Origin of the sequence: Peptacetobacter sp. AB800, assembly GCF_047807365.1 — a bacterium.
Taxonomy (GTDB): Bacteria; Bacillota; Clostridia; order Peptostreptococcales; family Peptostreptococcaceae; genus Peptacetobacter.
In genome coordinates this window covers 1-26,254 of record NZ_JBLOUI010000033.1, presented here as the reverse complement: position 1 = coordinate 26,254, position 26,254 = coordinate 1, and the positions used below count along the sequence as shown (strand labels likewise).

At 28.8% G+C, this 26,254-nt stretch carries 22 protein-coding genes and 1 pseudogene; 18 read left to right on the top strand and 5 right to left on the bottom strand.

All coding sequences use genetic code 11. From position 1 onward, the window contains the following. Positions 1-571: 571 nt before the first annotated feature. From cas1 to ACK2WN_RS09320, 8 genes and pseudogenes are all read left to right on the top strand, one after another. Positions 572-1,561, top strand: a pseudogene (gene cas1 / locus ACK2WN_RS09355) (CRISPR-associated endonuclease Cas1). A gap of 51 nt (positions 1,562-1,612) precedes the next feature. Continuing rightward, complete coding sequence (gene cas2 / locus ACK2WN_RS09350; protein ID WP_416155420.1) at positions 1,613-2,008, top strand: CRISPR-associated endonuclease Cas2; 396 nt, start codon at positions 1,613-1,615, stop codon at positions 2,006-2,008. Positions 2,009-2,125: 117 nt separating this feature from the next. Continuing rightward, positions 2,126-2,569 carry a hypothetical protein gene (locus ACK2WN_RS09345; RefSeq protein ID WP_416155419.1) on the top strand — a complete coding sequence of 148 codons (444 nt, stop codon included), beginning with the start codon at positions 2,126-2,128 and terminating at the stop codon, positions 2,567-2,569. Between the two features lie 64 nt (positions 2,570-2,633). Beyond that, the gene (locus tag ACK2WN_RS09340; RefSeq protein ID WP_416155418.1) at positions 2,634-3,020 is read left to right on the top strand and encodes a hypothetical protein; all 387 of its coding nucleotides are present in this window, start codon (positions 2,634-2,636) and stop codon (positions 3,018-3,020) included. Between the two features lie 360 nt (positions 3,021-3,380). Next, a complete protein-coding gene (locus ACK2WN_RS09335) occupies positions 3,381-3,866 on the top strand; it encodes a DUF7004 family protein (RefSeq protein WP_416155417.1) in 486 nt (161 codons plus the stop codon). 14 nt (positions 3,867-3,880) lie between these two features. Beyond that, complete coding sequence (locus tag ACK2WN_RS09330; protein WP_416155416.1) at positions 3,881-4,534, top strand: MutH/Sau3AI family endonuclease; 654 nt, start codon at positions 3,881-3,883, stop codon at positions 4,532-4,534. 640 nt (positions 4,535-5,174) lie between these two features. Beyond that, complete coding sequence (locus tag ACK2WN_RS09325; protein ID WP_416155415.1) at positions 5,175-7,289, top strand: hypothetical protein; 2,115 nt, start codon at positions 5,175-5,177, stop codon at positions 7,287-7,289. A 220-nt stretch (positions 7,290-7,509) separates the two neighbouring features. Then, positions 7,510-8,673, top strand: coding sequence for an IS256 family transposase (locus tag ACK2WN_RS09320; RefSeq protein ID WP_416155414.1), 1,164 nt, complete (start codon positions 7,510-7,512; stop codon positions 8,671-8,673). A gap of 1,110 nt (positions 8,674-9,783) precedes the next feature. Here the strand turns inward: ACK2WN_RS09320 and ACK2WN_RS09315 are convergent. Next, on the bottom strand, positions 9,784-10,710 hold the full coding sequence (locus tag ACK2WN_RS09315) for an AEC family transporter (RefSeq protein ID WP_416155421.1): 927 nt from the start codon (positions 10,708-10,710) through the stop codon (positions 9,784-9,786). Positions 10,711-10,991: 281 nt separating this feature from the next. Here ACK2WN_RS09315 and ACK2WN_RS09310 point away from each other — a divergent pair, with 281 nt between their 5' ends. From ACK2WN_RS09310 to ACK2WN_RS09290, 5 genes are all read left to right on the top strand, one after another. Next, the gene (locus tag ACK2WN_RS09310; RefSeq protein WP_416155413.1) at positions 10,992-11,792 is read left to right on the top strand and encodes an MBL fold metallo-hydrolase; all 801 of its coding nucleotides are present in this window, start codon (positions 10,992-10,994) and stop codon (positions 11,790-11,792) included. 227 nt (positions 11,793-12,019) lie between these two features. Then, on the top strand, positions 12,020-12,772 hold the full coding sequence (locus ACK2WN_RS09305; protein ID WP_416155412.1) for a YoaK family protein: 753 nt from the start codon (positions 12,020-12,022) through the stop codon (positions 12,770-12,772). Positions 12,773-13,138: 366 nt separating this feature from the next. Next, a complete protein-coding gene (locus ACK2WN_RS09300; RefSeq protein ID WP_416155411.1) occupies positions 13,139-13,639 on the top strand; it encodes an FtsX-like permease family protein in 501 nt (166 codons plus the stop codon). A gap of 32 nt (positions 13,640-13,671) precedes the next feature. Beyond that, the gene (locus tag ACK2WN_RS09295) at positions 13,672-14,520 is read left to right on the top strand and encodes a MerR family transcriptional regulator (RefSeq protein ID WP_201417140.1); all 849 of its coding nucleotides are present in this window, start codon (positions 13,672-13,674) and stop codon (positions 14,518-14,520) included. Between the two features lie 93 nt (positions 14,521-14,613). Beyond that, on the top strand, positions 14,614-15,966 hold the full coding sequence (locus ACK2WN_RS09290) for an MATE family efflux transporter (protein WP_300530741.1): 1,353 nt from the start codon (positions 14,614-14,616) through the stop codon (positions 15,964-15,966). Between the two features lie 106 nt (positions 15,967-16,072). Here the strand turns inward: ACK2WN_RS09290 and ACK2WN_RS09285 are convergent, their stop codons facing one another. The 3 genes from ACK2WN_RS09285 to ACK2WN_RS09275 all read right to left on the bottom strand — a co-directional run bounded on the left by ACK2WN_RS09285 (position 16,073) and on the right by ACK2WN_RS09275 (position 19,787). Further along, positions 16,073-17,107 (bottom strand): PTS sugar transporter subunit IIC, encoded by a 1,035-nt coding sequence (locus ACK2WN_RS09285; RefSeq protein ID WP_416155410.1) that lies wholly within the window; start codon positions 17,105-17,107, stop codon positions 16,073-16,075. A gap of 528 nt (positions 17,108-17,635) precedes the next feature. Next, on the bottom strand, positions 17,636-18,475 hold the full coding sequence (locus tag ACK2WN_RS09280) for a response regulator (protein WP_329998107.1): 840 nt from the start codon (positions 18,473-18,475) through the stop codon (positions 17,636-17,638). A 4-nt stretch (positions 18,476-18,479) separates the two neighbouring features. Beyond that, a complete protein-coding gene (locus ACK2WN_RS09275) occupies positions 18,480-19,787 on the bottom strand; it encodes an ATP-binding protein (protein ID WP_300530747.1) in 1,308 nt (435 codons plus the stop codon). 189 nt (positions 19,788-19,976) lie between these two features. On the opposite strand from ACK2WN_RS09275, the gene ACK2WN_RS09270 reads away from it, so the two are divergent. From ACK2WN_RS09270 to ACK2WN_RS09250, 5 genes are all read left to right on the top strand, one after another. Continuing rightward, positions 19,977-20,669, top strand: a complete 693-nt coding sequence (locus tag ACK2WN_RS09270) for a TetR/AcrR family transcriptional regulator (protein WP_300530749.1) — start codon at positions 19,977-19,979, stop codon at positions 20,667-20,669. A 54-nt stretch (positions 20,670-20,723) separates the two neighbouring features. Next, positions 20,724-21,110, top strand: coding sequence for a GrdX family protein (locus ACK2WN_RS09265; RefSeq protein WP_300530752.1), 387 nt, complete (start codon positions 20,724-20,726; stop codon positions 21,108-21,110). 443 nt (positions 21,111-21,553) lie between these two features. Next, positions 21,554-22,843: a sarcosine reductase complex component B subunit alpha gene (gene grdG, locus ACK2WN_RS09260; protein ID WP_300530755.1), complete on the top strand. Its 1,290-nt coding sequence runs from the start codon at positions 21,554-21,556 to the stop codon at positions 22,841-22,843. A 98-nt stretch (positions 22,844-22,941) separates the two neighbouring features. Further along, on the top strand, positions 22,942-24,261 hold the full coding sequence (grdF, locus tag ACK2WN_RS09255; protein ID WP_300530758.1) for a sarcosine reductase complex component B subunit beta: 1,320 nt from the start codon (positions 22,942-22,944) through the stop codon (positions 24,259-24,261). A gap of 176 nt (positions 24,262-24,437) precedes the next feature. Next, positions 24,438-25,574, top strand: a complete 1,137-nt coding sequence (locus ACK2WN_RS09250) for a hypothetical protein (protein WP_416155409.1) — start codon at positions 24,438-24,440, stop codon at positions 25,572-25,574. A 187-nt stretch (positions 25,575-25,761) separates the two neighbouring features. Here the strand turns inward: ACK2WN_RS09250 and ACK2WN_RS09245 are convergent, their stop codons facing one another. Continuing rightward, positions 25,762-26,118, bottom strand: coding sequence for a helix-turn-helix domain-containing protein (locus ACK2WN_RS09245; protein ID WP_300530764.1), 357 nt, complete (start codon positions 26,116-26,118; stop codon positions 25,762-25,764). Positions 26,119-26,254 lie beyond the last annotated feature (136 nt).

Genomic DNA, 26,254 nt, shown 5'->3' with positions numbered 1-26,254 from the left:
AATTGTGGAGCTAAATTTGAATACAAAAAAACTGACAACCGTTAGGTGTCAGTTAAAGGTACTGTCATAAGAACACCTTTTAAAGGTGTTCTATGGCAGTATTTTTTTATGCCTTTTTTTATTATGAGGAATGATTTTGTAAATACTTGTACTTTGATAAATTATTAAGCTACTAGTTTTCGTCCCCTTACGGGGAACAATTTTATAAATCCTACCTTTTGAAAATATTGATATGACTAGTATTGAAAATAGATTATCGAGCATGCAAATATTTTCCTGATTTTCTATTACAAAAAATACAAAATAACAATAGAAAAATATCTAAAATATTGAAATTTCAATATCGAGCACGACGATTTAAAAAGATAAAAAATAAATTGAAAAAAATTAAATTTCTAAAATATCTCTACAATTAATTATACTATTTAAAAAAATAAAAATCAATAAAATTACTCTAAATAAAAAAATTTACTGAAATAAAATAAAAAGACAATTTTACAAAATTATTATATAATAATGATAAGAAAAATAAAAATTATTCTGAAAATAAAAAACAAAAGGATGATAAAAAATGGCTAGTTTATATGTAACAAAAAATGGTGTATCCTTGGGATTAAAAAATAATAGAATTTATATATCTAAAGAAGGTGAAGAAACAAAAGAAATTCCTATACACAAAGTTGATAGAATTTTAATATTTGAAGGAGTAAAAATAAGTAGTAATTTAATTCAATATGCTATTGAAAATAATATAGATATTACATTTTTAAAAGGAAGCGGTCAATATTTAGGTAGGATCTCTGGTGGCGAAAATGATAGAGTAGATATAGTAAGAAAGCAGATTTTACTTACTGGAGACGATAATTTTAGAATAGAAATGTCTAAAAAAATAATAGATTCAAAATTAAATAATCAAATAACATTATTAAATAGAAGAAAGAAAATTGATGAATCGATAATAAAAAATATAGAACAAATGAAAAGAATGAAAAATAGTATAAACAAATGTAAAAGTATTGAAGAAATTATGGGATATGAGGGTATTTCTGCAAAAGAATATTTTGAAGGAATTTCAAAAACTATAAATAAAGAATTTGCATTTGAAGGAAGAAGTAAAAGACCACCTAAAGATATGTTTAATGCTATGATAAGTATGGCATATACGTTATTATTCTCAGAAATAAATTCTATAGTAGCATAAAAAGGACTTTATGTATATGCTGGATTTATGCATAGCGATAAAAAAGGTCATCCTGCATTAATCAGTGATTTTATAGAAGAGTGGAGACCAGTAATATGCGATAGTACAGTTATTTCTATAATAAATAAAAAATGGATAAAAAAGGAAGACTTTAATTTTAATAATGATGGAAGTGTATACTTAAATCAGAATGGAAGAAAAATACTAGTGGAACATTTAACTAGAAAGCTAAATAGTGAAATAAACTACTTTGATAAAAAGATGAGCTATAGAGATGCTCTATCTAGACAGGTGGAGAGTTTTATAGATGTATTAAAAAATGAAGATACTTCTTTATATAAGGTATTTAACATAAGGTAAAATTAAAGTTTGAATTTAATAATAAGAATATTGAAAGTAAAGAGGGATTTTATGAAAATAAAACTAAAACCAGATAAGAAAAAATATAAATCTGTAATGAAAGTTAAGGATAAATTCGATTTTTTAAATGATAAATTTGGCAAGGAAGAGAAAAAAAGTATAAAAAATGAAAAAGGAATAAGGACTTTAGTTATATACGATATTACAGACAATAAAAAGAGAAGAGAAATAGTTAAGTTTTTAAGTGGGTTTGGAGTTAGAGTTCAAAGATCTGCTTTTGAAATGTTATTAGATAAGAAGAAGACAAAAGAGTTAAAAAGAGGACTAAAAGCTTTTAATGGAGATGGAGATAAGATAAATATATATCAATTTGGAAAATTTACAAAGATAGTAAGATATGGATTTGATTCTAAAGATAAATATGAGGAAGATGATTTTATTATATAAATTTCTATAAAAATAAATATTGATTCGCAACTATTTTTAAATGAGTTCAAATTTGAAATATTATAAAATAATATTAAAGAAAGAGATAATATTAAAAATAGAGAGGATTGATGTAATATGAAGAAATATATAAATAGGATAGAGTTTAACTCAAAAGAGGAAGTTATAACATTTGTAGAGCTAATAGATTTTGCTGAAAGAGAAGTATATAAATCTATGAGAAAAACATTAAATGTTGATAGTAGATTTATACTACAAAGTGAATTATCTGATGAAATCGAAACATATACAATTCTAAAAAGATTGTATGAGAGTGTAGTAGGTTGGAATTATTCCGTTGAAGATGCTGATTTCTATAATATTGATGTTGTAGATGTAGAAATAAAAAATCCTAAAGAAGCTAGACTGCTTTGTATATACGTTAAAATGCTAATAAACTGCATAAATAGTGGATATTTTGAATCTATCTATTGTGAAGAGATTAATGATTTAAAAGAAGTAGTTAGATATTTAGAGAGTATAAACTCTAAATTAGAAAGAATCTATTTATTGAATCAATAAAAGTTATAATTATATATTATGAACGGTGAAGCTGGAACACTGGGTAAATCTAGCAAAATATTGTATGATGTTTAATGAAAATATGGTTTATATATTGGAAAATGGAGTAAAAGTAATAAATACTACACCACATTCTATAACTTTTTTAGAAAGCGATGGAGAAACTATTACAATAGTTCCTGAATGTGGATTTATACTTAATGCTAATCCTGTAGAGGTCGAGATAGAATCTCAGAGAGAAGGAGTAAAATTTGTTAAAACTGTCTTTGAAGCAACAAAGGAAGGAAATGAATTTATAAATTCTATACCTAGTGATGTGTTAGTAGTATCTAGTCTATTAGCTGCTCAAGCATATCCAGGTAAGGCAGTTGCTCTTACTCCATTTCCAGGATATGAGAGAAAACCAATACCTGAAAAAAGAATGAATACAGACAAGTTTACCGTATTTTAAATTTTTATAGGAGTGGTATTGATATGAAAATAAAAAAGATCTTAAATGGTATAAGAGCTTAATTTTCCATAAAAATTAAAAAATGGAAAAAGGCTCTTATTTCTTATTTACAAGATAAAAATATATGAAAATGATATTAACTTTAATTGTATACGAACAATTTATATGTTACAATAAATTTAACAATCAAAAGAAGAAAAACCATGTTAATCATGTCAAAAAAATTGTATATATTAATTTGGCGTTCATCTTGTAAAGCTAATAAAATGGTTGTTTATAGAACAAAATATTAAATATTGGGAATATTCGGATAGGAATGTGATTTGGAGTATTGTTCTGCAGGTTAAAGGAGGATAAAACATGACTACTATAGTAAAAACTTTTATTGATAATTCACATTTGGAATTTGACAGAGGTGGCTTTGATAATTGGTGCGTTTATTATGTAGATAATAATGGAAATAAACGACCACCGCTAGATGTGGATTATTTTGAACAATTAAAGAAACTTTCTGATAGATATGGAGTAGAACGGGTGTACTCGGATTTTGTGTGTATTTACAATAATACTACAAAAAATATTGAAACGAAAGTGCTTAATTTGATAGATAAACTAGCAGATAGTTATAAAGAAGAAAAATTACAAGTAAATAAATTATTTACGACACTGTATATGGCAATGATAGCTGAAGAGAATTATCCAAATACTAAGCTAGGTAAAAAAATTAAAAGGCTAGGTGTTTATGAAATGTTATTTAGCAATAGAGAAATCTCTGATGCAGCAAATTTCATGCGTGGAATGGCTTGGAGAGATATTAATGAATTATGTAGACAACGAGGATTTTAAAAAGGAGTGTAATAATGAAACTTGAGGAAGCTAATGTAAAATTAAATAAATTATCTAGAGTAAGATTTGGAGATTTATTTTCCGATGAAGATATGAACACAATAATTTTAAATAAAGGGAAAACAGGCCAATTGTTAGAACTATCATTAGGAATGAATTTGTCTAACACAAATTTAGATTTTGAAGATGGAGAGCTAAAAACTAATAAATGTGATGCAAACGGAAAGCCCATTGAAACTATATTTATTACACAAATAAGTAGCGTTATTGATGAATTAATACAAGAAAAAACATTTGAAGAGACTCACCTTTATGAAAAAATCAGAAACATTCTTTATGTTCCAGTATGTAAAGTTGGGGAGCCAAAAGACTGGATGTTCTTACCAAGTATTCATATTGATTTAAGAGAACCAAAGTTTGCTGAATTAAAGGATATTTGGAAAGAAGATTATTATTCAATATGTAAACAACTTAAATCCCATATTGAAAATAGTGAAGATGGTTTTATTCATACATCAAATGGACTGCACATTCAAGTTAGAAGTAAGGATTCAAAACCATATCATCCTATCTATTCTGATATATATAAAAGGTATGTTTCTAATAAGAATCACGCATTTTATTTTCAGAAAAAATTTGTAGAAGATATTAAGAAATTAAATTTCTAATAGAGTTCCTATGTATAAAGAATAATTGCATAGATATCCTAAAATACTAAAGGTTGATTTTTAATTAATGGCATATAAAATTATCCCATCTTTGTAAAATGAAATGTAGGTAAAAATAACTATTTCTAAAACTTTAAGAAAGAATGACAGAATGCTATAATAAGTACTTTGGGCTATTTATAGGTGAAGGTATACTTTTATTTGATATCCAAGTATTGAATGATATTATCAATAATATTAATTTAAATAGAATTTTATATAAAAAAGTAAATATTGGATATTACAAATAAAGATATTTCTACATATTAGTTGAAGGAACTACAATTAGCATTGAAACTATGTAATAAAAAATTAAAATCAAATTTTTGTTATAGAAATAAATTTTTAAAAATTTAGATATTTTAAATTAAATAAAACTGTTTGCTCATATAAAATGATTGCAGATGAATTAAAAAATGTATAAGGTGTTACATTTGTATTGATTACTAATGAGGATTTATGGAAATCATCAAGATGTAATTTAGATAAAAAATTTCATGTATTGGATATTTTATATAGCATAAATGATTTAGAAAATATAATACTAGATATTTTACTTATATCATTATAAATAATATAAGTAAAATGTTGAGGAGGAAGAATGAACAAAGAAGATATTAGAGGATTTAATAAAGCAGTCGAGTCGTTAAGATTATATAGACGTTATGAAATTTTGGATGAAAACAATAAAAATCTACTAAATGATATATATGTAGATCCGCTAGAAGGAGATGCAATTTTAAATCTGTGTCTAAAAGACAATACTACTATTCTAGTTGGTCGCAAAGGAACAGGAAAATCCACTATCTTTATGAGAATGCAGAATGAATTAAGAAAATCGAAAGAGATAATGACTTGTTATATTGATGTTAAAACAATCTTCGATACTGCAAAGAGAAATTACACGACAATTAACTCACTTAAAGGTAATTCAGATAAAGTAATAGAAAGTTATTCTATTCAAAGACAATTTATTTTAGATTTTCTTACGGAGCTGATAGATGAAATTGCCAATAATTACAAATCACAAATTGAAAATTTAGCAGAAAAAATTCATTTAAATATTCCATCAAAAGCAAAAAATTCTATAAAAAAGTTAGAAGAAATCAAAACAAGAATACACAATAACAATCATTTAACTTCTTATGAGTTACAGATATTGGATGAAGTTGATTTAACAGTTTCTGATGGCGTAAAGCATGAAGGTGTTACAGATAGTAGTTTGAATTCTGATCTTTCTTTAGATAATGTAGGTATTGAATCCTCAGTTTCTGTTACTGATAAAATTATTGATAGTAAAGAAACTGAAAGAAAAATGAACCGAGTTTTTTGCAGAATTTTCGAAATAACTGAGATTGTTGATGAAATTAAGAAAGTCTTACAAGAACTAAAAATGAAGAGATTATATTTGATTTTAGATGACTATTCAGAAATAAATCAAGACTCATTAAGAATGTTTTGTGATTTAATTGTTAATACTTTAAACAATACTTCTGATAATTATATAAAATTGAAAATTTCAGCATATCCAGGAAGAGTTGAGTTAGGGGAACTAGATAGACAAAAAATCGATATAAGATATTTAGATTATTATCAACTTTATGTGAACGATAAGAGAACTGATATGGAAAATTCTGCAGTAAATTATACGCAAAGAATTCTTGAAAATAGATTAAAAGTATTTACTAATCATGGAATTGATTTTTATTTTGACACAGAGAAGGCGTCTATAAAACAATATTGTGAATACCTATTTAGAATGACTTTAAATGTAGTAAGACATCTTGGATTAATATTAGATTATGCTCAAGAATATTCTATATCAAAAAATGAAAAGATAACAATGGGAATATTGGATGAAGCAGCAAAAAGATTCTATACAGAACGACTATCGTTATTTTTCGAAGAAAGTAAAAGTGCTCAAATGACATATTCAGAAAGGGTAGAGATCTTTCATTTACACAAATTATTGTTAGATATCATCCAAAGAGAAAAAGATATTAAAACAAGTATAAGAACCAGTAAATATACAGCTAAAATTTTTGACGCAGAAAGAAATAATCCCTATACAAGCCATTTTTATATATCTAAACAAGTAGAACATATTTTAGGGTTTCTTGAATTAAACTTTTTTGTAAATAAATATAATGAAATGTCTAGTAAAAATGGAGAGAAAGTATCGATTTATGCTTTAAACTATGGGCTATGTTTAAATGAGAATTTAAGATGGGGAAAGCCAGATGGTAATGATGCTAGGACATATTTTATAGAATCTCCATTTAATTTTAATAATCTTGTAAAAGAATTTTTAAAAGAAACTAATGAGATTGTATGCAGTAACTGTGGTTATGTATATTCAGAAGATGATTTAGATATCCTTAAACGATTTAATATGAATTGTATTCAATGTGGCGCAAAAGAAAGTGTTGAAGTAAGTAAAAGAATTTCAGATAGTTATAAAAAAGAAATAGACGAAATAGAGAAAAAGGGCACATTACTTGAAAGAGAACAATTTGAATTTATGAAATTAGCTATTATTAAAGGTGGTAATGTTAGTGCAAGAGATATGTCGTTGGAATTAGATGTTTCTTCTCAAAAAATAGGATGGATAACTAAGAAACTTGAGGAGGATTATTACTATTTGACTAAAAGTAGAAAAGCTGGTAACGTAATTTATAGTATTACAGAACTAGGAAAACAGATTTTTAATGGATAGTTTTTAATCCTATATGAAGAAATTACTCCACTTTAATTCTTAATAATAGATATTATATGGTGCTGTCGCATAGACATTTTTAAAGAGTATATGAAAAAAGGCTGTAAATTTAATCGCCTTCTATGGTAATATTGAATTAATCATAGGAGGCGATTTTTTATGGGAAGAAAGAAAAGAGAACCATTGGATCCAGAAAAGAAAAATATAATAGAGGAGCTAATTGAAATATATAAAATTAAAAACTGCTCAAGACATCCAGGATGCATTTAAAGATCTTTTAGGTGATACTATTCAAGAGATGCTTGAATCTGAAATGAATGAGCATCTTGGATATGAAAAATATGAACGTGGTGAAAATACCAACTTAAGAAATGGATATAAAACAAAAAGAGTAAGATCTGGAATGGGAGAATATGAAATTGATGTTCCTCAAGATAGAGATTCTTCTTTCAAACCTCAAATTGTCAAAAAAAGACAAAAGGATATTTCTGAAATAGAGCAAAAAATAATAAATATGTATGCTTTAGGCATGAGTAATAGAGATATAACTTCTCAAATAGAGGATATTTATGGATTTGAACTATCTGAAGGAATGATTTCAGATGTAACTGATAAAATAATACCTAAAATCGAAGAATGGAAATATAGACCTCTTGAAAGTGTGTATCCTGTTGTATATATAGATGCTATCCATTTCTCTGTTAAAGAAAATGGTTCTGTTAAGAAAAAAGCTGTCTATGTAATTCTTGGTATAAGTTCCGAAGGATACAAAGAAATTCTAGGATTGTATATTGGAGATACTGAAAGCTCTAAGTATTGGTTTTCTGTGCTAAATGAATTAAAAAATAGAGGTGTAAGAGATATTTTAATCGTTTGTGCTGATGGACTATCAGGAATAAAAGAAGCGATAAGCTTCGCTTTTCCAAATACTGAATATCAAAGATGTATTGTTCATCAAGTTAGAAATACATTAAAATATGTATCATACAAAGATAGAAAGGAATTTGCTAATGATTTAAAAACAATATATCATGCCATTAATGAAGAACAGGCTCTAGCTAATTTAGAACGTACTTCAGAAAAATGGAATGAAAAATATCCAAATTCTATGAAATCTTGGTTTAGTAACTGGGATTCAATTATACCGATATTTAAATTTTCGCCAGAAACTAGAAAGGTAATTTATACTACAAATGCCATTGAAAGTGTAAATTCGCAGCTTAGAAAAATAAATAAAAAAAGAACTGTTTTTCCAAATAAGATTTCTCTAGAAAAATCACTATACCTATCAATTGAAAAAATAAGCAAAAAATGGAGTATGCCTATTAGAAACTGGGGTTATATTTACGGAGAACTTTCAATAATGTATGAAGATAGATTGTAATAATTAAAAAAGTCAAGAAAACCGCTTTTTAGCTGGTTTTCTTGACATACAACAAAATAAATAATATTATGTGTTCAAAGGCGTTAGCCATTTACTCATAAATTATTTTAAGTCTATTATACTACCTAACGGTAGTTTAAGCCATAGAGGGCTTATTTACAGAAAAAATTCTATATACCCTACAAAATCAAGAAGCTATATTGTATTATTGCTATTTTTTTATAAAAATCTGTTGTATGCTTATCTACTCAAAGCGAGATGTCTGAGAAGCATTTTGGGGTTTAAGCAAGATATCTATTTTCTTTGAATTCAATAAAAAGCTAGTTATATACATATCATACAATTAAGAATGTAGGTGATTTTTTATTGCATTCACAAGTAGATTACTACTAATGATTTGTACAATATTTCCTACAAATTTGGAACCGAAACTTTCAAAAAATTTTTCATTTCTTTGTAGCACGATACCTTCATAAGTAACAAGATTCAACCACTAATATATTCTAACCAATATAAGGATTGATATATGAGTTTAAGCCAAGATAGAATAGTGATGAAAAGCATATAACTACATTATGTAAATTTGATTCAATGGCTTTTGTACTCATATACATTTTGATTATATTCTATCAATATTTAACAAAAGAAACATAATATTATGATTCGCAGTACTATATGTAACAACAACCAACGATTGAAGTATTCTCTGGTAAGAACTATGTCAAGAACGCATATAACTTTTAAAGTACTTATATCTTAATGCTAATTCTGCAATATTACATTTTTGACAAATATTCCGTTTAATTTATGTTTCTCAAAAGAAAACATCTTAGATGCTGATTCACAATATATGTCTTTACTGCTACGAAAAAATTCCTAATGGTATCTTTAATTTTTAATTGCAACAAAGTTTTAAATATAGAAAGGATATCTAGGCTTTACAATAAAGGCAGTATGTATAAGTTATAATAAGATGTAATGTATTTCGTTGTATAGTATTTTTTTAATTTAGCAAGATCATACATAGTGGCTTATGATAAAACTCTTTGCTTGTACAATCATCGAGGCTAGAAAGGAGTCTGTCTATGACTTCAATCCCCTAGATACATTTTATCCCAAGAGCAACACACTAATTAGCGGAATTGACACCACAGAAAACAACGTCGTAAAGAACACTGCCTGAGATGCCAACGCAACATCCGCCCCATACTCATTCGCCATAATAGCAGTATTTGCAGCTGATGGCATAGCAGCGATAACAACTGGAATTGCCATAACTACAGAATCAAAACTAAACGGTCTAAGAGCCAAGAAAACAAGCACTGGAATAGCGATAAGTCTTAGCGCTGCCAACACATACATATCAAATCTCTTGAAACATTCCATAGCAGAAGAACCAGCAAGCATAGAACCTATGACAATCATTGAAATAGGAGTAGTTACATCGCCTAAAAGCTCCAATGGCTGATTGACAAACACTGGAAGTTCAGTACCTGTAACGAAAAGTGCAAGCCCTATAAATACCGCAATCATTGAAGGGTTTATCATAGATTTTATTGAAAACTTAGCATTACTATTTCCTTTTGATAAGAAATACACACCAAGTGTAAAGCAAAGGAAGTTAAAAGGAAGATTGAAAATAGCTGCATAAAATATAGCACCTTTCCCTAAAACAGCCTCTACAACAGGATATCCCATAAATCCCGAATTAGAAAAAACTAATGCATATTGAAAAATTCCTAACTTTGAATCTGACTTGATAAAAATCTTTAAACAAAATGCGACTATAGTAGACACCCCAAACATCACCATAGACACAAAAAGAAGAGAAAGAATCTTTGGAATCATATCTTTATCAAATTGAATCTGCATAGCAGTAATTATCATAGCAGGAAGAAAAATATTCATAACTAAAGAAGAAAGTTTAGAAGTTGAAGATTCATCTAAAAGCCCTTTCTTTCTAACAAAATATCCTACCAAAATTATAATGAATAAAACTGCTACCTGCGTAAAAATATTTTTAAAACTCAAATACATCACCTCACAAAATTTCCTCAAAAAATACTTTATATACAATAATTTTATCATCAATTTGTTGAAATAGCTATAATTTTAAGGATGGATAAAATCAATACAAGATGCTTAAAATAATTAGATTAAACTTAAATAAAAAAAGGAAAAGGTTTTTAAAAGTTATTAATAAAAAAATAAGTTAATACAAAAATACTTTTGGGTATTATAATAAAAGGAGATATAAATATTAAAAATTAAATAGAATAATAAAATTTAAAAAACTATCGAGAAAAGAGGAAAACTTTATGAAAATAACAATGTTGGGAACAGGAAATGCAATGGTAACTAAATGTTACAACACAACTTTTGTATTAACAAATGGAGAAAAACAGCTACTAGTAGATGGTGGCGGTGGAAATAGAATATTCAATCAGCTAGAAGATGCTGGGATAGATTGGAAAAACATCAAAGAAATATTTGTAACTCACAAACACGTAGATCACGTTACAGGTATAATTTGGATGATTAGAAAAATTTGCCGGTCAATGAAAAAAGGTGAATATGTAGGGGATGTAAACATATACGCACATGGGGAGCTTTGCGATATAATAAATAGTATTGCTCACATGCTTCTCAATAAAAAAGAAACAGATTTTATAGGTGAAAGAGTACATATAATACCTGTTGAAGATGGGGAAGAGAGAGAAATAATAGGAAACAAAACTGTATTTTTCGATATACACTCAACTAAAGCAAAACAGTTTGGATTTAGTATGATTTACGATAACGATAAAAAACTTACTTGCTGTGGTGATGAACCATACAACGAAAAAGAAGAAAAATATGCTAAAAACAGCTATTGGTTACTTCACGAAGCCTTTTGTCTATATTCAGAAGCAGATAAATTTAAACCTTATGAAAAGCACCATTCAACAGTTAAAGATGCTTGTGAATTAGCTACAGAACTTGGTATAAAAAACATACTTTTATATCACACAGAAGATAAAAATATAGCTAATAGAAAAACTATGTACTACAATGAAGGAAAAGAATTCTTTAGTGGAAACATAGCAATACCAGATGATTTAGAAACTATAGAACTTTAAAATTTAGATAGAAGAAAATACTAATCAACAAAAATATAAAAAATGTATCACATTTAACAAAATTTGAAAAATAAAATAAATGAGAGTATAATATTTCTATATTTAGATTAGATAAATAGCCGGCATTAAATCTACTTTGTCGGCTATATTGCTATAATTCTACAAAAAATAAGAATTATAAAAGCAAAACTGAACTTATAATAAAAAATAGAAGGGAGGTTTATATTTTGGAATATAAAAATGCTGTTCGTATAGCGACGGATTTAAAAGAAGAACAGGAAGAATTTTTAGAGTGTGAAAAATGGTGGATCTTTGCAGTTCTAATGTTTGTCGGTGGATTTTACGGTGCGTATACATATACAGCAAGGGGAGGTATATTCTGTAATGCACAGACAGCAAACCTTGTAATGTTGGGAATGGCTATAGGAAGCAAAAACTTTGGAAAAGCAGCGTACTACTTAGTTCCACTTACTGCGTATCTTGCGGGAACTATGCTTTCTGAAGCGTGGGCACTTTCAATTAAAAAATTCCACTTCATAAGATGGGATACTATGTTAATATTAATAGAAATTATAGTTGTTATAATACTTGGATTTGTACCAGACAGTGCACCATACCAAATTGCCCAGATTTCGATAAACTTCCTATGCTCAATGCAGTACAACACATTTAGACAGGCTTACAAAATACCAATGGCAACAACATTCTGTACAAATCACGTTAGACAGATTGGGGTTGCACTTACAAAAGCGATAAGAAATCATGGCGAACAGAAGTATGTAAAAAGAATGAATACTCACATTGCTATGATAGTAATGTTTGTACTTGGAGGAACAGTTGCTACAATACTAGTAAACTTCTTTACAGGTAGAGCAATCTGGGCAGCAGTAATACCTCTTAGCGTAATATTTATTGACTTATTACATGCAGACCTAACAATAGAAAAAGACAAACTTCATAAAAAACCAAGCGGACACTAAAATATAGCTGTTATTAAAATTTTGAAATAGCACAGACTTAAACACTATTTATAAAATTTTAATAACAGCTATTTTATTTCTTACAATATTGTAAGAATACTTAAAGTTAGTTGTAAGTTTCCCCATTTATTATAAAAGTATAGAAAAATAATTTATCAAAAGTTAAAAAGCAATAATAAAAGGGGGAATAAAAATGCTAGAAGTTAAAAATCTTTATAAATCATACAAAGTAGGAAACAAGAATTTATTTTATCTATCTTTTCTGTATCGGTGGGATTAGGAATAAATTTATTATTTATATTAATTTTAAAGATAATGTATTTAAATAAAACAAATTTGTCTAATACAAGTGGGTTATTTTCTTTAATGCAAGCAACTAGTGAAAATATACGATTTTTAGATATATTCTTTATATTTGTTGATTGTAGAGAAGAGTTAGAGCAAAATGAAGCATATATAAGTGCTATAAACATAATATTTAGCGTAATAGCTGGATTTGCAATTATTTTAACTATATTCAACTCAATCAATGGATCTATATACGAAATTATGTCTCAAAGTGTTGATTTTGGTGTGCTCATGGCAATAGGAATAAGTGATAAACAATTAGAAGAGATTATTTCAAAGAAAATAGAAGATAGAGTGGCTATTCCAGCTATATTAGGAGTAGTTTTAGGAAGTATATTCGTATTTTTAATGTCTAAAGTCTTGATAGAGGTATCTACAATTAAGTTGAATATATCTACACCGTGGATATTATACTTATTTATAATAATAACCGCTATTTTGAGTGTAAAGATAGGAACGAAATATGTATGCAATAAGATGAAAAAGCTCTCTCCTACTGATATAATTAATAATGTATAAAATAAAGATTAATTTTGAAAGGAAGATAAAATTTGAAAAAGACATACAGCATATCTGAAGTTTCAAAACTTCTCAACATAACAGTAGATACACTGAGATTTTATGAAAAAAAGGATATGATTCATCCAAAAATAAACCCAAACAACAAGTATAGAATGTACGATATGTACAATATTTTGGAGATATTAGACATAATCTTTTATAGAAATCTAGATATCTCAGTGTCCGACATGTACTCAATAATGAACGAAAACGACGAAAAAAAGGCCCTTGAGCTATTTGAAAAAAAGAGAATAGATTGTAGAAACAGGATAAGATATGAACAGCAGCTTTTAAAGAAGCTAGATTATCTATGTTCCACAATGGGACCTGCAATTTCTGGAAATATGAGTATTAAAAAGAAACATTTTGAAACTTCGTATATTTTATTTGAAGAAACAGAAGAAGAGAGTAGTGCACAGAAATTAGTATTAAAAAATATACCTAGTATAAGTAATGAAGAGTTTGTACTAGGTGCGGTAATCAAGGAATACAACTATGATTTAACTGAAAAGGCTACATTCTATACTATAGAAAGGCAGATAGTAGAGGATCTTTTTGAAAATGATGTAGAAAGAAAAGAGGGTAGACTAAGTAAAGAAAGAATATACGAAGAAAATAAAAATAACGATAAAATAATAAACGGATTTGATGCTTTGAGTATGGTTGTACCATCTGAGGGAAGTAAGTTGAATAAAAAATATATAGAAAAGATAAAAAATTATGCTGACGAAAATAAAATCGAGCTAGAGGATTATGTTTTAACGCATGAAATAAATACAACAGCTTATGCAGATAAGCAGCATGAATACAAGGAAATATACATAAAAATAAAAAAATAGAATAGAAAATATAAATTTATTTTGAAAAGTTGTTGACCTTGGTCTTAGACCATAGTCTAAACTCTTCTTTGGTGAAAGGAAGGTGTTTAAATTATGAATAAAGACTTAACAATAGATAAAAAAAGAATTAATAGACAGTTTATGCATTATGTAATACCATCAATGATAGCGATGTTATTCAGTGGATTTTACTCAATAGTCGATGGACTATTTGTAGGAAACAGTATAGGAAACGTGGGGCTTGCTGCGATAAACCTAGTTTATCCAATACAGGTTGTACTTAATGCAACAGCTACAGGTGTTGGTATAGGTGGATCTGTTCTTGTTTCTATATACAGAGGAGAAGGAAAAGAAAGAGATATGGAGCACAGTGCCATGCAGACAATAATACTTCTTCTAATATTTGGAGCAATACTTCCTGTTTTCTTCTTAGGTACAAAAGGAATTATACTTAACTTCTTAGGAGCAGAAGGTGCAATATATAAGGGAGCAGATGACTATATAACTACTATATTAATAGGTGGAATGCTTCCTGTTTTAGGAAACGGATTAAATCCAATAGTTAGAAATCAGGGTAAACCAATTGTAGCTACTCAGAACATGGTAGCAGGTCTTGTTACTAATATAGTACTTGACTATGTATTTATATACAAAATGAACTTAGGAATGTTTGGTGCAGCTTTAGCAACAATAACTGCACAGGGTGTAGTTGCTACAATGAATGTTATATACGTTGTAAAATTAAACCATAAAAACTTTAAAATGGATTATATATTACCAAATATAGCTAAAATAAAAAGAATAATGAAAATAGCAGTATCTCCATTTGGACAGACAATAGTTCCTTCAATAATAATAATACTTACAAACTGGAAATGTATTGAATACGGTGGAGATGGAGCAGTTGCAATATACTCAGTAATAAGCTACGTACTTGCATGTGCACAGCTTTTAATACAGGGAATAGGTGATGGTGTTCAGCCATTATTCAGCTACTACTTTGGGGCAAATAAAGAAAAAGAATTACACTATGTGTACAATAAAGCGTTCTTCTTATGCTCAATATTCTCAGTATTTTTAATGGTTATGACAATGGTATTCAGCGTACAGTTAGCTAAATACTTCAATATATCACCTGAGCTAATGAACGAAACAGCTTTAGCATTAAAGACAACAGCATTTGCTTATATATTCTTTGGAATAACTAGAGTAACAAGCGCATACTTCTATGCAACTAATCATACGAAATTCAGTAATTTATTAATATACATAGAGCCAATAGTTATAGCACCTGCTATGCTTTGGATATTCACAGAATTATTCGGATTATCTGGTGTATGGATGGCATACCCAGCAATACAGGTAATACTATCAAGTATAAGCTTAGTATTAAAAAGTCCAAACATGGAACATAAAAAAGAACTTAAAGTAGCAACAGTACAATAAATTTATAAAAGATTATATGAAAAGGGACTGAGCAAATATGCATCAGTCCCTTTTCTGTGAGTTGTGTATAAAGTAAATTTAAGTTAAAAAAACTTGCGATTATTAATTAAGCTATAACTCCTGCTCTTCTTTCAAGGTCAGCTTTTGTTACAACTTTGTAGTTTTTGAATACTTTAGAACCTACAAATCCTGCTATAGAACCAACGATTGCTGCTATAACAAGAGCCATTACAACTTTCATAGGAGCATTGAATGCGAATGGAGCTAATAATCCAGGTATTGGAGAAGCTGTACCAGGAGCATTGTTTATGATACCTAAAGCTGCTGCACCCATTCCTGCGAAACCTCCACCGAAGAAGTTAGAGCAGAATATTGGTATTGGGTTTGAAGTAACAAGTGGTGCCTGAGTAAGAGGTTCAAGCATAACTGCGATTACGTTACTCTTATCACCTAATTTTAATCCATGGAATATAAATCCGTTAGTGAATGATCCACCGAAGCAAGCTATTGCTGCGATACCCATTGCTAAACCTTTAAGTCCAAGCATAGCAGTTAAAGCCATTGAACTTAGAGGAGATGTACATATCATCTTCATTATTCCACCTAGAAGGAATCCCATTACAAGTGGTGACTGTTCTGCTGCTGCAGATATTGTTCCACCTATCTGTACTAGAGTAGCATCTACTAATGGAGTAGCACCTATTGCTATAAATCTAGCTAGAGGAGCTATTAGTAAAGTACCGAATATTAAGTTTAATCCTTCTGGTAATTTCTTTTCTATTATTGGTATTATAAATCCAACTATATAACCTGCTATAAATCCAGGAAGTATACCACAGCCACCGCAAGCAACACCGGCAACAATTGAAAGTACTGGGTTAGCACCCATTGCTATAGGAACAGCGATTGCTGAAGCAACTCCGCCCATTCCTCCTGAAATACTACCAACTTCTGCTAGGAAGCTTATACCAAATAAATCACCAGAGATGTATTTGTGTATTGCTTCTACTAGGAAAGTAGCAACTGCTGCATCTGCCATACCACCCATAGCCACAGATCCTTTTGGCATCTTGAAGCTGAAGAATGAGAACCCAGCAAGTACAAGTAATAATAGACCAAGTCCAGATAAAATTGTCATCATAAGCGTTCACCTCATAATATTATAGATTGTATTTATAAGAAAGGGTTTTCTTATCGTTAAAATCAATATAATATATAAGTTTTAAAAAGTTTCAAAAAGTTACAGAAAAGATGAAAAAAATTTAACGGAAAAATTAAAATTTTTTCAAAATTAATACAAAAAAATTATTTTGTAACTTAAAAAATTTATATAGGCCTTTAAAAAATAATTTTTAAATGAAAAAATCGAAATAAAATTCTATGGTAAACATTTTCAAAATTAACAAAGTTAAATTGGACAAAAAAAATAAGAAAAAAACAATATAAAACTTGTTCATATTTTTAACAATTATTTAAACGAAATGAAATCTGCAAATTGTATAAATAAACAAAATTACAAATAAAAAGAGGCTGATTTTGAAAAATAACTTGAAAAATTTATAAAAACATATAGTTATTAACAATATCTGAAAAAAATTGGAATGAAAAAAGGCACGACTTTTGCTAAAAATAAATCATACCTATTAATCCATATATTTTTTTAGATAACTTAATTCTGAACATAAAGTACAAGAGAGTTTAAGAAGTTTCTAATTTTTACATTTCCATGCTTAGTACTTTTTCCTCTTATATAGTCCATTTCCTTTCTAACCTGCTCGAAGTTGTAAAGGTTTGTCGCAAATTCAAGGAATATATCATTTGAATAGTCTTCAATTCCAAGATTAGCTAAATTTATCATACCAGTATTTGCCGCACGTCTTATTCTTTGTTCCATAGATTTAGGGTTGTCTGTAAACTTAGAACAAAGTTCATTTAAAGTAACATTTTCTATGTTCCGATTTTTTTCTATTATGTATTCAATCAAAGTTATAATGTCCTTGCTTCCTATTTCACCTATTATACCAAGTTTCTGAAGAACAGTTTTTAGCTTTGGAAGCCATACTTTTTCAGATGGAGCAGAAGTATTATTGTTTCCAAGATTATTGTTAAATAGGTTTTGAACAGTTGCTACAGTTCTTTTAAGATTTAATGAATCTTTGACCTTTTTAAGAACAGACTCAACTTCTATACTATTTATAGGTTTTTGAATGTAGAACTCTATACCGTTTTCATACGCCTCAGAAATCATATCTTTTGAAGAAACCTGAGATAACATAACAAACACAAGAGAAGGATTTATTTCAGCAGCTTTTTTTATAAAAGCAATACCATCCATATTAGGCATTAATAAATCAACGACAACTATATCCACATTACTTACGCTTAAATCCTCTATTGCATCCTCAGGATTTCCATAAGATCCCACAACTTCACCGATGTTTCTTTCTTCTATAATTAACTTTAATATTTTTCTTATATTTTTATCATCATCAACTAAATAAAATTTCATTCTTTTAAATCACCTTCAATTCATTTTTGGGAATGTTTATTACAAAAGAGGTATTTCCAGGTTCAGAAGCAACATTAATACTTCCATTAAACTGGTTTTCCACTATATCTTTAACCAAGTTAAGACCTAAACCTCTGTTTATTTCTCCAGTTTCAAAATTTATCTTTGTTGAGAATCCTGGCTCAAATATTTCTAAAATATCTTCTGAATCTATTCCAGGACCGTTATCTCTAATCAAAATAGAGTAATAATCTTTACAAGAAGAATCATCATTTTTAGATTTTAATTCTATTTTAAAATCTATTATAATATTATCATCTGTAGCTGCCTCAATAGAGTTAGTAAATAAGTTTCTAAATATAGACATGAAGAAATATTCCTTATCTGTATATAAATTTCTATCAAAACTATTATTAAAAATAACTGTTTTACTATTTTCAGTAGCCTCATCAGAGGCTGATGTTTCTAAAAGATTTACTATATCAGATATATACATACCGTTATTTTCAAGATTTAGATTCATAGCCTCGGAAATTCCTCTAAGTATTAGGATATATTCCTTCTTTATTTCGTGTATATCTTTAGCAACATTGAGGGCAGCCTTTGAAATTTCTTCATCTACTCCCTGTTTTTTCATATCATTAAATAATTTATAAGAAGAATTCATTGCTTCCTCAATTAAAGCTGTATTCTTCTTCATCCAAATAACTTCGCCATTTAACTTTGATATAAGCAACATAAGTTTTTTATATCTAGTTGCATGTTCCTCTCTCATAAAAGTAAGATGATACTTTTTAAGGAAAGTAATTAATGCCCAAATTATAAAAGATCTAGATATTGCAACAAATATTATGCAAAGTTGAGTTTTAATTTCAAATGTATCTAAGCTAAATCTAAGCATAAGTTCTACTAGATTTGCTAAATAGTCCATTATTATAAACCAAATTATGTCGGAATCGTTTTCTAAAACTCCGTTTTTTTTCCGTGAATATATATAAATAAGAAATCCATAAGCGATGTAGAAAAACGACTCTGGAAGACAGTTTATTGCGGCTTGTTCTTGGAAGCCTTGTTGAAGCCATATTGCTCCAAATCTAGTTATAAAAACTCCTAGTGCAGAGAAGATACTTACCGATAAAATCGGGAAATCTTCAATTAAAAACAAAAACACAGGGAAGGTTATTATACCTATTGATATTTTGAAATTATTTAAAAATAAATTCATATTAAACTGTGCAGCTAATACTGTTATTAATCCAAAGAGAATTGTAGTTTCAAAAAAATTTTTTCTACTAAATGTTTTATATTTCATCTTTTTCCCTCATTTTTAATTATTCCAAAATATATTTTACCATGTAAACACCATTATTGAAAGTTTCTATAACAATAAAATTTAAAATATATTTTAACTATAATTATTATATATGGCATAAAAAAAGAGTGAACATATAAAGCAGTTAATATGGTAAGATAATATTGTGAGAAAGGAAGTGATTTAGAAATGAGAAATAATGTTGATAAAAATTATTTTAAAGATTTAAATAGAAAAGATTATATAGAAAAGGCATATGAAATAATAAGAGAAGAAGGTATAAAGGCTATTTCCATAAGAAGAATTGCTAGAGAAATGGGATGTAGCTCTACTTGTTTATATAGATATTTTAAAAATTTAGATGAGTTGCTTTTTTATGCACAGATGGGCTTTTTAAATTGTTACCTAGAAGATTTAGAAAAGTCTGAGAAAAAATGGAAAACTGTTTGGGACCAGCACCTAGGCGTTTGGGAATGTTATACAAGAGCAGCATTTAAATACCCAGAAGCTTTTGATATGATATTTTTACATGAAAATAGTAAGAAATTAGATACAGCAGTTGTAGAGTATTATAATATGTTTCCAGAAAATTTAAGTGGATTTAAGGATCATTTAAAGAAGATGCTTGAAACTCCTGGTTTTTATGATAGAGACTTTGAAATGTGTATGCAGTGTGTAAATGATGGGCAAATAAGCTTGGAAAATGCAAAAAAGATGAACCACATGGTATGTACTCTTTATATGGGATATTTAAAGGATATTTTAAATAATGGGATTGAAGAAAGTCAGATAGAGAATAGGGTTAAAAATTTTGTTAGAGAAGTTAGAGATATAGCTAATTTTTATGCAGATAAATTTGAATATACTGGAGACTTTATTTAATAAATATTTTATGTTATTATGAAATTGGGTATAGAGCTGATTGGAGGAATAACAATGTTTGAAAAAGAAAAATGTATAATAGTAACTAATAATGATAGAGTTGCAGATAAATATAAGGATCTTATGAAAATAGAGTTGTTGGATTCCTATGAAGATGTTCTTGTAAAGGCTAGAGACTTAGTTTATGATAGACACAGACTTTTAACTCATCCACAGGCTGGTAGCTTAAAACCAAATCAGACTCCATATAGATCTATAATTGTATATCCAGCGGATAATAATAGCAATTTAGATGATGTTATGATGATAGAAAAGGCTATAGAAACATTCAATAAATTTAAAGAAATAAAAGAAACGCCAAAATACGAAGAAAAAATAGCCAATGATTATAAAACTATTGATTTATCTATGATAGATAATGTAATGCCCAAAATACAATAATAAAAATATAATAATTTAGTAAAAACAAAGATATACTATTGTAAATTAAATTACAATAGTATATTTTTTTGTTCAAATTATAAAATTAATAAAAATAAAATATATAAAAAATAGTTTATATGTTTGTTTAAATGAAAAAAGCAAGGATTTATATATTCTAATAAATAATTTTTTTAGAATATATAAAAAACAGGTACAGAATAAAATTTAGATATAAGGAAAAGTGAAAATTTTATTTATAAAAATAATTCTGAAAATTTAACGATAAAATATAGACAAACCTTTTCCTATGTGATAATATCTAAGTATAGAAAAAATCTATACCCAAAAAAAGACAAAATAAATAAAATTTGTCTAAGATTGGTTTTTTAATAAAATTTAAAAACCAATCATTTTTAAAAACTTTATGTTATCACGGTAACGGAATTAAAGGAGGTAGCTACATGAAACTAGAATTAGGCAAAATACGTATCGATGACATTCAGTTCGGTGAAGAAGTTTGTGTAAAAAATCACACACTTTTCGTTAATAAGCAGGAAATTATCGACCTTGTCTTAGAAGATGATAAGATAAAAGAATGTAAAGTCGAACTAGCAAAACCAGGAGAATCTACAAGAATAACTCCTGTAAAAGACGTTATAGAACCTAGAGTTAAAGTTAGTGGTGGTGGAGAAATTTTCCCAGGTGTTATAGGAAAAGTTAATCCAACAGTTGGAAATGGTAGAACTCATGCACTTGATGGTGCTTGTGTTGTAACAGTAGGTAAGATAGTTGGTTTCCAGGAAGGTGTAATAGACATGAGTGGACCAGCTGCAGATTACTGCCCATTCTCTAAAACTAATAATATATGTGTAGTAGTTGAACCACAGGAAGGTTTAGAAACTCACGTATATGAAAGAGCAGCTAGATTAGCTGGGCTTAAAGTAGCTGCACACATAGGAAAAGCAGGAAAAGATATAGAACCAGATAGTATAGAAACTTTTGAAACAAAACCTTTATTTGAACAGGCTGCAGAATATCCAGATCTACCAAAGATAGGATATGTGCATATGCTTCAGTCACAGGGATTACTTCATGATACATATTACTATGGAGTTGATGCTAAACAGATAGTTCCAACATTTATGTATCCAGAAGAAATAATGGATGGAGCTATAGTATCTGGAAACTGTGTTGCACCTTGTGATAAGGTTACAACATATCATCATTTCCACAATCCGGTAATAGAAGATTTATTTAAACGCCATGGAAAAGAATTAAACTTCATGGGTGTTATATTAACAAATGAAAATGTATTCTTAGCAGATAAAGAAAGACATTCAGATATGGTTGCTAAATTAGCAGATTGGATGGGACTTGATGGATTACTAATAACTGAAGAAGGTTACGGTAACCCAGATACAGACTTAATGATGAACTGCAGAAAAGTAGCAAACAAAGGTATAAAAGTAGCAATAATAACAGATGAATTCCCAGGAAAAGATGGAAAATCTCAGTCATTAGCAGATACTTGTAAAGAAGCAGATGCAATGGTATCTTGCGGACAGGGTAATGCAGTGCTTCACTTCCCTCCAATGGATAGAATAATAGGAATGACTGATTACATAGAAAATCAGATAGGTGGATGGTCTGGATGTATGAATGAAGACGGAAGCTTTGATGCAGAACTTCAGATAATAATAGCATCTACAATAGCCAACGGATTCAACAAACTTGCGGCAAAAGGATATTAAAAATAAACGAAATAAAACTTATTTTAAAGAAGATTATTTTTTAATAGTAATCGAGAAATGTTGAGATATTAAATTTACCGGAAAGGGGATATATCAAGATGGCAAAATATAAAATAGTTCATTATATAAATCAGTTCTTTGCCAATGTAGGTGGAGAAGATATGGCAGATTATAAGCCAGAGCTTAGAGAAGGAGCAATGGGACCTGGGCTTAAATTAAATGAGTTACTTGGAGAAGATTATGAAATAGTTGGTACTATAATATGTGGTGATAACTATTTCGGTGAAAATCTTGATGCAGCTACTGAAACTGTTTTAGGAATGGTTAAAGAATGTGGAGCAGATGCAGTAGTAGCTGGACCAGCATTCAATGCAGGTAGATACGGTGTTGCATGTGGTACAGCTTGTAAAGCAATAGAAGAAGAATTAAATATACCTACAGTTACAGGAATGTATGTAGAAAACCCTGGTGTAGATATGTTTAGAAAAGATTTACTAATAGTTGAAACTCCAAACTCAGCAGCAGGTATGAGAAAAGTTCTTCCTAAGATAGCTAATTTAGTTAAAAAATTAGTTGAAGGTGAAGAAGTTTTAGGACCTAAAGAAGAAGGATATATTGAAAGAGGTATAAGAGTTAACTACTTCGCTGAAAAGAGAGGATCTGACAGAGCAATAGATATGCTACTTAAAAAAATAAAAGGCGAAGAATATGTGACAGAATATGAAATGCCAGTATTTGACAGAGTAGATCCTGCTGAACCAGTTAAAGATATAAAAAATGCTACAATAGCAATAGTTACATCTGGTGGTGTAGTTCCAACAGGAAACCCAGACCACATAGAATCTTCAAATGCAACTAAATACGGTGAATATAGCATAGCTGGAATGGAAACTATGAGCAAAGATGATTTCACTACTATACATGGTGGATATGACAGACAGTTCGTCATGGAAAATCCTAACCTAGTTGTTCCTCTTGATGTTTTAAGAGAATTAGAAAAAGAAGGTGCATTCGGAAAATTATACGATTCATTCTTTACAACTACAGGTACTGGTACAGCAACAGGAAGTGCTGCTAAATTCGGTGATGAAATAGGTAAAAAACTTATAGCTGATGGTGTAGATGCTGTTATACTAGTTTCTACTTGAGGTACTTGTACTCGTTGCGGTGCAACAATGGTTAAAGGTATAGAAAAATACGGAATCCCAGTAGTACATATGGCTACAGTTGTTCCTATTTCATTAACAATAGGTGCAAATAGAATAATACCAGGTGTTGGTATACCATATCCTCTAGGAGATCCAACTCAGGGCGAAGTTGATTCTAAGAAAATAAGAATGAATATGGTTAAGAGAGCTCTTAAAGTTCTTCAGACTCCAGTTGATGGACAGACTGTATTTGAAACAGATGATTTTTAAATATACAATATAAGTAAATATATAATATAAAACTGAATAAAAGCTTGTGCAATAAAAGTAATTAAAATAATAGAAAGCTAAATAAGATTCAAAATTCGGCTCCTTACAAGTAAATTTGTGGGGGGCCGAAAAAATAAGCCGGAACATAAATTTATTATAGAATGGAAGTGTTTTATATGGGCAACGAAAAAGTAAACTGGAAACGAGTTTTAATACTTGCAGGAGCAGTTATTGCTTTTACTATAGGATCTGGATTTGCAACTGGACAAGAAATAATCCAATACTACACAGCGTATGGTATGAAATCTATACTTGTAGTTCTAGTATTTGCAATAGCTTTCTTATACTATAATTTTAATTTTGCAAAAGCTGGAGCAGAACAAAAGTTTGAAAAAGGTAATGATGTATATAAATATTTTTGTGGAAAATATGTAGGTACATTCTGTGATTATTATTCAACATTATTCTGCTACATGTCTTTCTTTGTTATGGTTGGTGGAGCAGCATCAACATTAAGTCAAGAGTATGGAATAGCTCCTTGGATAGGTGCTGTAATTCTTACAATTCTTGCAATCATAACAGTTGTAGGCGGGTTAAATTCATTAGTTGATGCTATAGGTATAGTAGGACCAATAATAGTTATTCTTTGTATTGCAATTGGACTTATAACTTGTGTAAGAGATGGAGGAAATATTTCTGAAGGATTAGAAGTTATAAGAACACAATCATTTGCAGGTATGACAGATGAACCAATTAAAAATGCTGGTGCAAACTGGTTAATATCAGGTCTTTCTTATGCAGGATTTGTATTATTATGGTTTGCTAGTTTTACATCAGCACTTGGAGCTAAAAATAATAAAAAAGATCTTAACTATGGTATAATAGGCGGAACATTAGCAGTTTGTATAGCTATAGTACTTATTTCATTTGCACAGATAGCAAATATAAATACAGGGCTAGGCGATGGAAAAACATTTGTATGGAATGCAGATATACCTAACTTAATATTAGCAACTAGAATATGGAAGCCTTTCTCAGCGATATTTGCAATAGTTGTATTTGCTGGTATTTACACAACAGCAGTACCTCTATTATATAACCCAGTATCAAGATTTGCTGAAGAAGGTACACCTAGATTTAAAATATTAACAGTTGTTTTAGGTGTAGTAGGACTTCTAGTAGGATTATTCCTTCCTTTCCGTGTTTTAGTAAATGTGATTTATGTTTTAAATGGATATGTTGGTGCGGTATTAATATTATTCATGTTATGGCATAACTTCAAAGAATTAAAAGCTAGAAAAGAATCAAAATAGAAAATAACTATATATTTAAAAGATAAAATTTTAACATAGTTTTCACTAAAAATAAGGGCTAACTGACCTCCTTAAGACTAGAGAGTTTTCATAGCATTCAGTTAAGCCCTTATTTTTTATTGTAAATTTTAGCTAATATTAAATTTTTGTTTGTGGTGTACGGACATATATTAATAGTTGTATATACTTATATTAATATAAGTACAATTAAAGCTAATATACCAACTACTCCGATAAAAGCAAAAAAGTTTAAAAGATAATTAAGAACAGTTTTTGCAGTTTGGAAGTCTTCATACATTTTAGATACCTTTTCGTTGTTTGAATTATTTTCTCTGACATCATCTAAATCTATATCTTTTATTAATTTATCAAGAGATATATTAAAGAAGTCACTTAGTAGGACAAGCTTTTGAAAGTCGGGATAGCTTTGTCCAAGTTCCCATTTTGATACAGTTTGTCTAGATACTCCTAGTTCGTTTCCAAGCTCTTCTTGTGAAAGTCCTTTTGTTTTTCTTAGTTCGATTAGTTTTTCATTGAATTTCATATAAATCACTCCTAAGTTAGTTTTCCGCTCTGTTAACTTATTTAGTATTGAATCTCGACCCCGGTAGGGTTTACAATGATTTCACCCAAAAACACATTCCCCCTACGGAAAGGAGTCGAGAAAATTGAAACCTTAC